Below are 12,771 nucleotides of genomic sequence, written 5' to 3'. Positions count from 1 at the left end.
GTGGGAAGAGGCCATGCATTTGGCTTTCTCGCGCCTTGGCTGGTGTCCGCGCGATTTCTGGCAGGCAACCCCAAGGGAACTGGCGATTGCGCTGGGGGCTATGCGGCGGGACGCGCCGCTTGGCGGGAACGAGCTGCGTCATTTGATGAACCTGTATCCAGATCGGGAGGGCTAACATGGATGCGTTTGAAGACGATGATATGGGCGTGGCAAATGCAGAAGAGCTGCGCACCACCTTCACAGAGCTTAAAGGTCTGGCCTCCGACTTTTCGCGCGAGTTGACAGGCGGGCTCGCCGCTGCGGTGGTATCCGGCAAGGATTTACGGTCGATCCTCTCGGAGGCGGCGCTCTCGCTTTCTCGCTCCGCGTTGCAAGCAGCGCTGCAACCGCTTCAAGGGGCCATCGCTTCCGGGATAACGGGCGCAGTTTCCGGAGCCATTTCCGGCGGTTCTTCGGGTGCCGTCCTGCCGTTTGCGCAAGGCGGTGTGGTGTCAGCGCCCACCTATTTTCCCATTGGCGGCAGCGGCACCGGCGCAAGCCTTGGCGTGATGGGCGAAGCAGGGCCAGAGGCGATCTTGCCGCTGAAGCGAGGCCCCGGCGGGCGACTGGGTGTGGAAGCGGGCGGTGCGCAAGGCTCCGCTGTAACCATCAACATTTCAACGCCGGACGTGGAACGGTTTACGCGCTCGCAAGGCCAGGTGGCAGCAGCTGTTGCCCGCGCCGTCGGACGGGGACAGCGCGGGCTATGACGTCGGCATTGAAGAGGAGGGACTCAAGGACCGACGCATCTGGGTTCGGGGCAACGGGCCCGAAAAATCTGCTCTGCCGAGGGGATGAAAACGGCCGCAACTCTCTTTGATATCAAGAGCGCACGGCCTTCCGATCCCATCCCAACAGGTGAGATGACATTCCCCAATTTGCGCTGCGGTTGCCTTGAGACAGGTCAAAAGAAAGGCTGAATGCCCATGACATTTTTGGAAAAGTCCTTTCCGCCTGGGATTTCCTTTGGGGCGAGTGGCGGGCCAGAACGACGCACACGGGTGCTGACATTCGGGAATGGCGGCGAAGTGCGGGCTTCGAACTGGGCCGGTTCTCGCCGCAGGTACGATGCAGGAACCGGCATTCGCTCGCTTGGTGACCTTTTCCTCGTGCTGGAGCTGTTTGAAGAGGCTCGGGGGCGGCTTCATGGTTTCAGGTTCAAGGACCCGTTTGACCATTCAACGGCCATGAGCACTGGGTCGCCCTCGGCTCTTGATGTTGTGCTGGGACAGGGAGATGGCGCGACAGCGACGTTTCAATTGGCCAAGACTTATGGCAGCGGGGCGGCGGCCTATTCCCGAAAGATCACCAAGCCTGTGGCGCAGACACTGGCCGTGGCCGTGGATGGGGTGCCTCTTGTGGTCGGGGACGCGCCGGGCAGCGCCGTGAGCCTTGATGCCACTACGGGGCTGATCACCTTTTCGGCGGAGGCCATCCCGCAAGGGGGCAGCACAATCACCGCAGGCTTTGTTTTTGATACGCCGGTGCGTTTTGACAGTGACCAGCTGGAAGCGAGCTTGACCCATTTTCAAGCCGGGCAGGTACCGAGCATTCCACTTGTTGAGCTGCTTCTATGAACCGACCCTTCCAAGGAAACGACCATGAGAGTTCTACCTGAGGCCCTGAAAGCGCACCTTGCCGGGGATGAGTGGACACTGGCCACCAGTTGGCTGTTTGAGCGCAAGGATGGTGTGCGGCTGGGGTTTACCAGTCACGACCGCCCGCTGCAGTTTGGGGGGCAAACTTATGACCCCGGGCTTGGTCTGTTGGAAAGTGCAACGGAGCTTTCCGATGGCTTTGCCGTGGGGTCGCAGGAGGTGACAGGCGCGCTTTCAGCGGACACGCTGGATGAAGCAGAGCTTGCCGCAGGGCTTTGGGACGGGGCCGCCGTGACGGTGTATCTGGTGAACTGGCAAGCGCCAGAGGACCAGCACGCGGTCCTGATGAAAGCCCGGATTGGGGAAGTGACCCGCGATGGGCTGCTGTTTCGCGCCGAACTGCGCACCCTGCTGGATCTTTTTGCCGAGGACAAAGGGCGGGTCTATTCCGAGCGCTGCGCGGCACAGGTTGGGGATGATGCCTGCACGGTGAACCTTGATGAGGCGCGCTACAAACGGTCCGTTTCGGTGCTTGAGGTGACAGACGGCATGGAGGTGCTTGTCTCCGGGGCCGAAGATTTTGAGGAAGGTTGGGCCGCTGGCGGCGCGCTGACCAAGGAAACGGTCGGTGGTGGGGTGAGTTTTACGGTTCTGCGCCATGAAAAGCAGGGCTCTAAAGACCTGTTGGTGCTGACCCGGCCCGTGGAAACCTACTTGAAACAGGGCGAAAGCCTGACCCTTAAGGCAGGCTGCGACAAGACCTTCGAGACCTGCCAGAAGAAGTTTCAGAACACGCTGAACTTTCGCGGCTTTCCTCACATGCCCGGCAATGACTTCGTGCTGTGGGGACCAAAGCGCGACACGGGTGAAAACACCGGAGGGGCGCTGTGATCACTGAACGTATCGTACCGCCGGTTCTGGTTGCCAACGAGGCACGGGAGTGGCTGGGCACACCCTACATTCATCGCGGCTCACTTAAAGGAGTGGGCTGTGATTGCCTGGGACTGCTGCGCGGGCTCTATCGCATCTTTTATGGCGCCGAACCCATGCGCCTGCCGTTCTATGCGCCGGAATGGGCTGAGGTGAGCGACCGGGACACGTTGCTTGCGGCAGCGCGCCACTACCTGGTGGAACGCTACGGAAACGAGCCGGAATACGGCGATATCCTGTTGTTTCGCTGGCGGGCAGAATGCCCCTGCAAGCACATTGGCATCATGTCTGGACCAGACCGGTTCATTCACGCCTATGAAGCGGTGGGCACAGTGGAAAGTGCGCTGGTGCCCACATGGAAGAACCGCATCGCAGCGCGGTTTGCTTTTCCCGAAACACAAAAACACCAAGGAGAGGTTGGCGAATGGCAACCATGATCCTTTCCGGCGTTGGCTCTGCTATTGGCGGCGCTGTGGCTGGTCCTTTTGGCGCTCTCATCGGGCAAGCCATTGGCGCGCTGGGCGGCGCGGTGATCGACAACGCTGTGTTTGGCGAAAGCCGGGAAGTGGAGCGCGGCCGGATTGGCGATGTGCATTTGCAAACCTCCTCGCAAGGCCAGAGCATTCCAAGGGTCTATGGCCGCGCACGGGTGTCGGGCGAGGTCATCTGGGCAACCCGATTTGAAGAAGTGGTATCGCGGGAAAAGCACGGCGGCGGAAAGGGCGGCGGCGGCAGTTCTACCACAGTGACGACCCACAGCTACTTCGCCAATTTTGCCATTGGTCTGTGTGAAGGGCCGATAGCGGATGTCCGTCGCATCTGGGTGGATGGCAAGTTGCTGGACCGGCAAAGCGTGAATATGCGCATTTACAAGGGCACGTCCGACCAGCTGCCGGATCCGCTGGTCGAAGCCAAACAGGGAACCGCGCCCGCCTATCGCGGACTGGCCTATGTGGTTTTTGAACGCTTGCCGCTGGAAGCCTATGGCAACCGTTTGCCGCAGATCTCCTTTGAAGTGATCCGGGCGGTAGAGCCGTTGGAGCCCATGGTGCGCGGCATCACGCTGATCCCCGGAGCCGACGAGTTCATCTACGCCACAACGGAAGTGCTGAGCGAAACCGGGCCGGGGGCGACACGCACCTTGAACCGTCACTGCAAGAGTGCAGGGAGCGATCTTGCTGCGTCTCTGGACGAACTGCAGGCGCTTTGCCCGAACCTTGAAACGGTAGCTCTGGTGGTGAGCTGGTTTGGAAATGACCTGCGCTGCGGGGAATGCCAGCTGGAACCGAAAGTGACCTACAAGAACCGAAATACGTGGCCGCAAGACTGGCAAGTGGCTGGATATACGCGTGCAACAGCGCCAGTAGTTTCTGATGTGGAGGGCCGCCCGGCCTATGGCGGCACACCCTCGGATGCCTCGGTAAGAGAGGCCATTGCAGAACTGAAAAGGCGCGGCCTGAAGGTGATGCTCTATCCGTTTATCCTGATGGATATCCCTGAGGGAAACGGCTTGCCCGACCCATATGGTGGTAGTGAACAGGCGGCGCACCCATGGCGCGGACGGCTGACCACTTCGCTTGCCGCCGATATGGCCGGAACGCCGCAGGGAAGTGAAGCCGCCCGAACGGAAGTGGACCGGTTTGTCGGCACGGTTGATGAGGCAGGTTACCGCCGGTTCATCCATCATCACGCCGACCTTGCCGTCTCTGCTGGCGGCGTGGATGCATTTCTCATCGGAACGGAGCTGAAGAACCTGACGCGTATCTATTCCAGCTCAGGCGTGTTTCCGTTTGTCGAGGCGCTGATGGCGTTGGCGGGCGAAGTGCGGGCGAAACTCGGGGACGATACCACTCTATCCTACGCTGCCGATTGGTCGGAATATGGCAGCTTCGTTCCACGAAATGGAGAGCTGCGCTTTCCTCTGGACCCGCTTTGGGCCCATGCAGAAATCGATGTGGTGGGGATCGACTGGTATGTGCCCCTGACTGACCAGAGAGGGAGCGAGAGTGCTGAAGCCCGCTATAACCCGGCGCTGCTGCGTGAGGGCCTTTCAAGCGGGGAGTACCACGATTGGTACTATGAAAGCGCGGCGGACCGCGTTGCGAGGCAAAGAACGACCATCACCGACGGTGCCTATGGCAAGCCGTGGGTCTACCGCTCCAAGGACCTGAAAAGCTGGTGGAGTGAGGCGCATGTGGAGCGCGCAAATGGCGTGGAGCTGAGCGCGCCAACCCCGTGGGTGCCGCAATCCAAGCCAATTTGGCTGACGGAGCTGGGCTTTCCGGCCGTGGACTTGAGCGCAAACCAGCCCAACGTATTCTATGATGAGAAATCCTCGGAAAGCGCGCTGCCTCACTTTTCCAGCGGTGCCCGTGATGATCTGGTACAGCGCCGGGCGCTTGAGGCGGTGCTGAGCACGTTCAGTGCAGGCCATCCCGACTTGGAGATGGGAGAGAACCCCACATCCGCCGTGTATGGCGGACCAATGGTGGATCCTGACGGGATCTTTCTTTGGACATGGGATGCGCGCCCATTCCCGGCCTTTCCAAAATACACCGGCGAATGGTCCGATGGCATCAACTGGTATCGCGGACACTGGCTGAATGGCCGCCTTGGCGGGGTCTCTGCGAAAGGGCTGCTGCGGCAACTGGTGAAAGACTTCGGGATACCCGAGGACGCAGTGCGCCTGGAAGAGGCCGCCGCCACACTGGACGGGCTGGTTGTGCCCGGCATTACCTCTGTCCGGAGTGTGCTTGAACCGTTGATGAGCGTGCTGGGGCTGGTGATGGCCGATGAGGGGGTTCAGCTTGCGCTGCGCAGCAAATGGTCCGGGTCTGGGCCGGGGACGGGGACAGGGACAGGGACTGGGGCCGACACCGAGACACTGGGGCTTGGCGACCTGGTGGTCACGCGGGAAGGGGAAGCGCCTCTTACCTTGCAACGATCCAACAGCGCCGACTTGCCCGCAGAACTTCGGCTCAGTGGCTATGATCCCTATCAGGACTATGCCCGTGTTTCTGTCGCCACCCGATATGGAGAAGCGTCAGGTGCACGTGTGCTGACCCAATCGCTTCAAATCTCGGCGGGGGCCGAGACCTTGCAAATGCTCTGCGAAAAGCAGATGCAGAGCCTGTGGCAGGAAAAGGAAACCGCGCGTTTCATTCTGTCTCCTCGTCACGCCCATGTGACACCCGGTGACGTGGTGCGCCTTGGCGCTGATCTGGTTGATGGCGCGCATGATCAGGTGAGATACCGGGTGGAGCGGCTTACCTGGGGCGACGCGCTGGAAGTGGATGCGCGGCAGGTAAGCCAAGAGCCGAAAGCGACTTCCAACGGTGTGCCCGGTCTCGAAAAGAGAACTGCGTTTAACGGTGCGCGGGTGGGGCCCCCAACCGTTGTGATTGCCGATTTGCCCCGCTTCCGGGACGGGGCAGATGATGGCCATCCGGTGATCGCGGTCCACGGGGATCCGTGGCCCGGGCCTGCGCAGGTTTATCGCAGCAGCTCCGGGGCCTCCTACGACTTTATAACCGAGGTCGCCACACCGGCCACCATGGGGCGGCTTTCTGCGCCTTTGCCTGCCGGTCCGGTTTGGCGGTGGGACACCCAATCACGCCTTATTGTCACCGAGCTGACAGGGGCACTGCAATCCGCAGACCCAATGGACGTGCTGAGCGGGGCAAACCTGTGCGCGGTCGAGGTTCAACACGGGGAGTGGGAGCTTCTTCAGTTTCAAGAGGCGGAGCTCATCGCAGTCAATACCTACCAGCTGACGGGCCTGCTGCGCGGCCAGCAAGGCACGGAGCACCTTGCTCAGCTGGGTGCTCCAGAAGGCTCAGGTTTTTTGCTCCTCAATGAAGCGGTGGAGCGCCTGCCATTTTCTGAGGAAGCCCTTCAACGCGCTTTTTACTATCGCATTCTGCCTGCGGGAGAAGCGTTCAACAGCGCCCTTAAAGTGGACAAATCCTACGAAGGCACAGGCATTGCATTGCGCCCGCTCTCACCGGTTCATTTGAAGGCCCAGCAATCCGGCCTTGGTGATATCGAGGTGTCATGGGTGCGCCGGACGCGGTTGAACGGAGACAACTGGGCCTTGGCACAAGTGCCGGTCGGCGAGGTACAAGAAGCCTACCGGGTGCGCGTTGAGACGCAATCCGGGGATCTTCGCCGAGAAGTTGAGGTGACCGCGCCGCGATGGACTTATACAACCGCCATGCAAGCAGACGATTCGATTGCGGCGGGGGAGTGGCTGGTGATTACAGTTGCTCAGCTCTCAAATACTGTGGGAAGTGGAAAAGCAACCAGCAAAGCTGTCGAAATTATGCCGTAATCAGCCCTTCATGAAAGGTGTGTTCATTTCATGTTCAGCCAACCTGCATTAAAACAGGGCTCATGATGAAGCTCTGGTTTTTACAACACAAATTGGCGGTGGTCGCGCTGGGCGTTATGCTGGCAGTGCCACTTGCGCCCTCAGCAGTGGCTGCGCAGTGCCTGTCTGCGGGTGAGGCGCGGTCTGCGGTCAACAGCGGGCAGGCGCGCGCGCTGGGATCCCTCGGCATAAGTGGCAAGATCGTGGATGCCAAGCTGTGCCAACAAGGCGGGCGTCTGGTCTACGTGCTTTCCGTTCTTCAGAACGGGCAAGTGCGGCAGATCACCGTTGATGCAAAAACCGGAAGATAAGCCACCGGCGTGGCTGGAGTTATTTCATGCGATTGCTCGTGGTTGAAGACGATCAGGACCTGAACCGTCAGCTTTCTGAAGCATTTGAAGATGCTGGTTATGTGGTCGACAAGGCGTTCGATGGCGAAGAAGGCCATTTCCTCGGAGATACCGAACCCTATGACGCGGTGGTGCTGGACATTGGCCTGCCGCAAATGGATGGCCTGAGTGTTCTGGAACGCTGGCGCCGGGATGGCAGAGCCATGCCGGTGATCATCCTGACCGCTCGTGACCGCTGGAGTGACAAGGTGGCTGGCATTGATGCCGGCGCCGACGATTACGTGGCAAAGCCATTCCACATGGAAGAAGTTCTGGCCCGTGTACGCGCTCTGGTACGCCGCGCCGCAGGCCATGCCTCCAACGAGGTGTCCATTGGCGATGTTGTTCTTGATGTGAAAGCGGGGCGGGTGACCAAAGGCGGCTCTGCCGTCAAGCTGACCTCCCACGAGCTGCGCCTCATCGCCTATCTGATGATGCACAAGGGGCGGGTGATATCGCGAACGGAGCTTGTGGAACATCTCTACGATCAGGATTTCGACAGGGACTCCAACACCATCGAGGTGTTTGTGGGGCGTCTGCGCAAGAAGTTCGGCTCGGATTTCATCGAGACTGTCCGGGGGCTCGGCTATCGCATTCAGGATGAAAATGGCTGAGACACATGCCCCTGAGGTGAAAAAGAAAAGGCGTATGGCGCTGTCCATACGCCTTATTCTCGTTGCGGCCCTGTGGTCTTTCTTCACGCTCATCATTGCAGGCGGTGTGCTGGTCGCGCTCTTTCAAAAGTCGAGCATTGAAGCTTTGGATGATCGGCTGGACGTGCATATGACGTCCATCATTGGTTCCATTGCCAGAAACATGCCGGACAAGCCAGAACGACCAGCCGCGCTGGGCGAAGCCCGGTTCGACCTGCCTCTGAGCGGCTGGTATTGGACCATTCGCGATGCCGCTGACCCCAGTGTGGTGATTTACGACAGTGTGTCCCTGTTTGGTGACAGGCTAGAGTTCGAAGAGCCGGAAAAGCAGGTTGAAAAGCAGTTTTACACCACGGGCCCCGCAGGGCAGCAGCTGAGGGTGCAGTGGGACACCATCGGGTTTTCAGATGGGTCAAGCTATCTGATCGCAGTGGCAGGCAGCACCAGTGAAGTGGATCAACGCACCACATCTTTCGCGCAGCTTGCTGCTGCGACTCTGGGCATTTTGGGGCTGGGACTGGTCGCTGCAATTGTGCTTCAGGTGCGCTATGGCTTGTGGCCGGTTACGAACCTGCAGGCCTCTCTGGCAGCAGTGCGGCGCGGCGATGCAGAGGCCATCGACGAAGACCTGCCGCGGGAACTCAAGCCGCTGGCAGAGGAACTCAATGCGCTTATCAAGTCCAATCAGGAGATCGTGGAACGCTCCAGAACCCACGTGGGTAATCTGGCTCATGGGCTTAAAACACCGCTCTCTGTGATCTTGAATGAGGCGCGCAGCGAAGACAGCCGCTTTGCTCACAAGGTGGAAGAGCAAGCCAACCTTATGAAGGATCAGGTGACACACTATCTGGAGCGGGCGCGCATGGCTGCGCAACGCCGGGTGATTGGTGTGTCCTGCGAAGTGGCACCGGTGCTCTCACGCCTCACTCGGGCCATGGAGAAGATCTATCGGGACAAGGATCTGGAGATCGACAGTCACCTGCCTGAGGAGCTGAGATTCCGAGGGGAGCAACCAGATCTGGAAGAAGTTGCCGGGAATCTGATCGACAACGCCTGCAAATGGTGTGACGGGAAAGTCGCAGTTCGCTGTGAATTTGTTGAAATGCAGGGCTCAACACGGGACATGATCCGCCTAACTGTGGAGGACAATGGGCCCGGATTGACTGAGATTCAACGTAAGGAAGCACTGCGAAGGGGCAAGCGACTGGATGAAAGCGTTCCTGGATCGGGACTCGGATTATCGATTATTGTTGATCTTGTAGGCGTTTACGGCGGCAGCTTCGAGCTTGAGAAGAGTAAATTGGGCGGTCTTAAGGCGATCGTTACACTGCCGGGCCTTAAATCCTGAGGGGGCTTGCGCGATTAATCTGGAGCGATAAAGATAAATTCGTCTAGTGATTTTGTTGGGTTGCGTCCTAGTTGCACTTATAGGCATATGCCCCTCAATATGAATTCGGGACTTGAACGGAAAAACAAACCAAACCGTTTTCAGGGTTGGTAGAGCGTAACAGGGGAGCCTTCGGCTGCGCACCATGGTTCGGATCGGCCTGTGCCTTTCAATGTGTCTTGCTCTTGCAAGTTGTGGCACCACGGGATCGGATGATGCTGGGGAAACCAGCATGGTCGGTTTCTGGGCGTCACAGTCTGCTGAAACGCAAGGACAAGAGGCCATCAACGGTATCATCTCTGAAGAGCTGCAGAGCTTGCTTGCTTCACGCGATTTGACGATGGCGGAGAGGGCGCAGACAGCTGCTCTGAATTCTAACGATATTGGCGGTCTTGTTGAATGGACCAGCCGTCGTTCGGAAGCGGAGGGTTCGGTGCGTTCAGGTCCGATTTATTTCGTGAATGAAACCCAATGCCGTGATTACTCTCACGCCATCACCATCGAGCAGCAGAAGATGGTGTTTAATGGCGCTGCATGTAAAACGGGTAAGAATTGGACCCTGTTGAATTAAGAGGGCGCGCCATGTGCGTCCCGGGGATATCTTCCTTTCTTAATCCTTAAGTAATTCGATCAGATTATACTCAATCCAAGTTTCAGGATGAGTGTATATGCCTAATGCACAATTGAAGTCGGAAAAGCTCTCGGAGTTTCTTGGGGGACTGTCGCCCAAGGCCCTTCGCATGCTTGTGCGCTCAATCGAGGCCTCCGAAGCCAAGGGCACGCAGCTGACCAATAGCGCCCTTGTTCTGCCTATGGCCCAAGGGTTGATCCGAAAAACATCCTCCGCACGTCGCATGGGCTACAGGTCTTCGCCCCTACAGCGCGCCGTCTTCTCTCCGTTGCAGCCGTTTTTCATCAATGAGCACATGCCGGTCAAGACTCAAGGTCTGATTGAGCGCGGCTTTCTGGATGGGTTTTGGCGCTATCTGGAAGATGAGCTTCTGAAAAGCGAAATCGAGCAATGTCGGCACGCCATGAAAGGTTGGCATGACGAGCTGGACATGGAGGAAGATGCATTCCTCCAGTCGTTGGCGGCTGAGCTGCGCAAGCAAGTGGTCAAAGCGGCAAAAGAACAGATCAAGGCTGCCGATGCGTCCATGAGCGAGCACCGCAAGCTGCGGCGCCGACTGGGCGGGGAGCGGTATCTGGAGGAGCTGGAGGACGCACTCAAGATCTTTGAGGCTTCAGAGCGCCTGCGGGTTCTGATGGACGAGTTGCCGCCGCTCGAAAAGGACGAGAACGACCTTTTCAGCATGAAGGCCATCCGTTACCTGAGGGAGTATTTGCAAAAACACCCCGGCGACATCAATTATGTGGCCAGCCTCTTGATCAACCGACGGGGGCAGCAGGCTGCCGCATTGATCGAGCTGGCCATGGACATGTGCAGCTCCCGAGATATTCGGGTGGTTGAGGAAAGCACTTTCAAGCCGCTTGTCTCCCACGCCCTTTGCGAGTTTGCCCGCCAGATACAAGGTGTTGAGAACTGGAAGGCAGCTCCGTTCTGCGAGTTGGGCTATCCGGAAGCCCTCCGAGAAGCACTGAAGTCTCTGGAAGACATCTTGCTTCTGACGGATTTCCAAAAAAGCAAGCACTGGTCCCGCGTGTTTGAGCAGACAAGAGCATTCATCACCAAGATGGTGCGTGAGGACATAGAAAACACCATTGGGAGCATGGATGCCGCACTTGATGAGGCGCGCGCCAAAGGGAGCGGGGAGCGCAAATCTCTGCGCAACGCGATCCGTGTTCTAAAGGTGGGCGATCTTATGCCGGGTTATGCACAAACTCTTGGCTTATCAGAGGCTTCATTGCCGCTGAGCCGCAAGATCGAGCAATACTTTGAAGGCCGAAGCAACAAGCTGCTGTCACAGATTCAGTCTCAGAACTTGCAAGATGATCACAAAGAGGTGCGCGCGTTCGACTGTCTGGTCGCCCTTGGAGAAAATTGTTTTGGAAATGAATACGGTAGCCTGATGATGAAGCGGCGCCGTGCAGCCCAAAAGGCTGCTGCATAACCTAATGAAAAATCTGTAAAAATACCTGTGCGGCAAGGATTGCGTGCTTCTGCTTAAGGTACCATATTGAGCCTGCGACCGCTGGTCGCAGTGTTGGGCATGTTGCCTAAACGCTCACGAGTCTGTCTATTGCACCGCTATGATGTTTTGGATCGTACTAGCCCTTATGACTGCGGCAGTCTCACTGTCCGTGCTTGTCGCCGTTTCTCGTTCTCGCAACAAGCCGGAACGCGAAGACAATGATGTTCTGGTTTTCCGGCAGCAGCTGACTGAAGTCGAAGACGATGCGCGAACTGGTGCGATCTCTCCGGAGATGGCCGAAGCGGCGCGCACTGAGATCTCCCGCCGCTTGCTTGCTGCAAGCCGACAGGCAGAACAGCGCGCAAAGAAAAGCATCAGCCCGGCAAGTGCCATTTGGGTGCGGCTTGCGATTATCGTCTTTCTGCCGCTGTCGGCACTGGCACTTTACTTTTACGTGGGGGCTCCGGGCGTGCCGGACCAACCGCTGGCGGAGCGTCTTGCTCAGATCCAGCGTGAACCCAATCTGGAACAGTTGATTACCCGAACCGAAGAGCATCTGGTCGCCAACCCGGATGATGCGCAGGGCTGGCTTGTACTTGCACCGGTTTATTCCCGCATTGGCGCCTATGATAAGGCACAGGCGGCTTATGGCGAGGCCATTCGCATCATTGGACCTAATCCTGAACTGGAATTGGCGCGGGCGGAAAACATGATTTTTGCCGCGCAAGGCCAGATCAGCGCGGAAGCGGAAGCCATGATGCAGCGTGCAAGCGCCGCCGCCCCAGACCAGATCAAACCGAAATTCTACCTTGCGCTTGCGCTTGGCCAGCGTCAGGAAAACGAGGCGGCCATTGCCGCTTGGACCGCGTTGCTTGAAGAAGCGGATGAAAACGAGCCGTGGGTGCCTGTAGCACAGGCGCAGCTGAACGAGTTGCGCGGCCAAACCAACGAGCCGCAGTCATCCGCACTGGCAACCGCGCCAGCACCTCAGGAAGGCGCTGAAGCACTTTCCGGACCGAGCGCGGAAGAAATCGCCGCAGCTCAGGAAATGACCGCTGAAGACCGTCAGGCCATGATCCGTGGCATGGTAGAAGGGCTTGAACTGCGCCTGACTGAAGATGGAGGGTCCGCCGCTGAGTGGGGCCGTCTGGTGCGGTCTCTCATCGTTATTGGCGAAGAGGGCAAGGCTCAGGAAATGCTGCTGGCAGCACGTGAGGACCTGAAAGCAGATCAGGGCGGGCTGGAGCAATTGGACGCATTGGCTCAGACACTGGGCTTGAACTAAGAATAGTTCTAAATAGATTGGTGTGGCC

11 protein-coding genes and 1 pseudogene are annotated in these 12,771 nt (G+C 58.4%); all 12 read left to right on the top strand.

What is annotated here, in order from left to right:
* Window positions 1-7 precede the first annotated feature (7 nt).
* A pseudogene (locus PUV47_RS04365) lies at window positions 8-175 on the top strand (phage tail assembly chaperone); the annotation flags it as partial.
* Window position 176: 1 nt separating this feature from the next.
* Window positions 177-749: a phage tail tape measure protein gene (locus PUV47_RS04360; protein ID WP_274217243.1), complete on the top strand. Its 573-nt coding sequence runs from the start codon at window positions 177-179 to the stop codon at window positions 747-749.
* Window positions 750-959: 210 nt separating this feature from the next.
* Window positions 960-1,616 carry a DUF2460 domain-containing protein gene (locus tag PUV47_RS04355; RefSeq protein ID WP_274217242.1) on the top strand — a complete coding sequence of 219 codons (657 nt, stop codon included), beginning with the start codon at window positions 960-962 and terminating at the stop codon, window positions 1,614-1,616.
* A 24-nt stretch (window positions 1,617-1,640) separates the two neighbouring features.
* Complete coding sequence (locus PUV47_RS04350; RefSeq protein ID WP_274217241.1) at window positions 1,641-2,528, top strand: DUF2163 domain-containing protein; 888 nt, start codon at window positions 1,641-1,643, stop codon at window positions 2,526-2,528.
* A complete protein-coding gene (locus PUV47_RS04345) occupies window positions 2,525-3,004 on the top strand; it encodes an NlpC/P60 family protein (protein ID WP_274217240.1) in 480 nt (159 codons plus the stop codon). The genes PUV47_RS04350 and PUV47_RS04345 overlap by 4 nt, the downstream gene beginning before the upstream one ends.
* Window positions 2,992-6,897: a baseplate multidomain protein megatron gene (locus PUV47_RS04340; RefSeq protein ID WP_274217239.1), complete on the top strand. Its 3,906-nt coding sequence runs from the start codon at window positions 2,992-2,994 to the stop codon at window positions 6,895-6,897. Before PUV47_RS04345 ends, PUV47_RS04340 begins: the two co-directional genes overlap by 13 nt.
* A 62-nt stretch (window positions 6,898-6,959) precedes the next feature.
* On the top strand, window positions 6,960-7,247 hold the full coding sequence (locus tag PUV47_RS04335) for a PepSY domain-containing protein (protein ID WP_274217238.1): 288 nt from the start codon (window positions 6,960-6,962) through the stop codon (window positions 7,245-7,247).
* 26 nt (window positions 7,248-7,273) lie between these two features.
* Window positions 7,274-7,939, top strand: a complete 666-nt coding sequence (locus tag PUV47_RS04330; RefSeq protein WP_274217237.1) for a response regulator transcription factor — start codon at window positions 7,274-7,276, stop codon at window positions 7,937-7,939.
* Window positions 7,932-9,326, top strand: coding sequence for an ATP-binding protein (locus PUV47_RS04325; RefSeq protein ID WP_274217236.1), 1,395 nt, complete (start codon window positions 7,932-7,934; stop codon window positions 9,324-9,326). Before PUV47_RS04330 ends, PUV47_RS04325 begins: the two co-directional genes overlap by 8 nt.
* Window positions 9,327-9,597: 271 nt before the next feature.
* Window positions 9,598-9,936, top strand: coding sequence for a hypothetical protein (locus tag PUV47_RS04320; protein WP_274217235.1), 339 nt, complete (start codon window positions 9,598-9,600; stop codon window positions 9,934-9,936).
* A 97-nt stretch (window positions 9,937-10,033) separates the two neighbouring features.
* Window positions 10,034-11,437, top strand: coding sequence for a hypothetical protein (locus PUV47_RS04315; RefSeq protein ID WP_274217233.1), 1,404 nt, complete (start codon window positions 10,034-10,036; stop codon window positions 11,435-11,437).
* A 139-nt stretch (window positions 11,438-11,576) separates the two neighbouring features.
* On the top strand, window positions 11,577-12,743 hold the full coding sequence (ccmI, locus tag PUV47_RS04310) for a c-type cytochrome biogenesis protein CcmI (RefSeq protein WP_337994495.1): 1,167 nt from the start codon (window positions 11,577-11,579) through the stop codon (window positions 12,741-12,743).
* Window positions 12,744-12,771: the final 28 nt, after the last annotated feature.

This window comes from Pseudovibrio exalbescens (genome assembly GCF_028737195.1).
Classification (GTDB): Bacteria; Pseudomonadota; Alphaproteobacteria; order Rhizobiales; family Stappiaceae; genus Pseudovibrio; species Pseudovibrio zosterae.
Note: the sequence above shows the minus strand (reverse complement) of the source record. Positions and strands in the feature narration are given on the sequence as shown.

Coding starts and splice junctions, on each gene's coding strand:
- PUV47_RS04320 (WP_274217235.1), top strand. CDS start 9,598: ATGGTCGGTTTCTGGGCGTCACAGTCTGCTGAAACGCAAGGACAAGAG.
- PUV47_RS04335 (WP_274217238.1), top strand. CDS start 6,960: ATGATGAAGCTCTGGTTTTTACAACACAAATTGGCGGTGGTCGCGCTG.
- PUV47_RS04330 (WP_274217237.1), top strand. CDS start 7,274: ATGCGATTGCTCGTGGTTGAAGACGATCAGGACCTGAACCGTCAGCTT.
- ccmI (WP_337994495.1), top strand. CDS start 11,577: ATGATGTTTTGGATCGTACTAGCCCTTATGACTGCGGCAGTCTCACTG.
- PUV47_RS04325 (WP_274217236.1), top strand. CDS start 7,932: ATGGCTGAGACACATGCCCCTGAGGTGAAAAAGAAAAGGCGTATGGCG.
- PUV47_RS04355 (WP_274217242.1), top strand. CDS start 960: ATGCCCATGACATTTTTGGAAAAGTCCTTTCCGCCTGGGATTTCCTTT.
- PUV47_RS04340 (WP_274217239.1), top strand. CDS start 2,992: ATGGCAACCATGATCCTTTCCGGCGTTGGCTCTGCTATTGGCGGCGCT.
- PUV47_RS04350 (WP_274217241.1), top strand. CDS start 1,641: ATGAGAGTTCTACCTGAGGCCCTGAAAGCGCACCTTGCCGGGGATGAG.
- PUV47_RS04315 (WP_274217233.1), top strand. CDS start 10,034: ATGCCTAATGCACAATTGAAGTCGGAAAAGCTCTCGGAGTTTCTTGGG.
- PUV47_RS04360 (WP_274217243.1), top strand. CDS start 177: ATGGATGCGTTTGAAGACGATGATATGGGCGTGGCAAATGCAGAAGAG.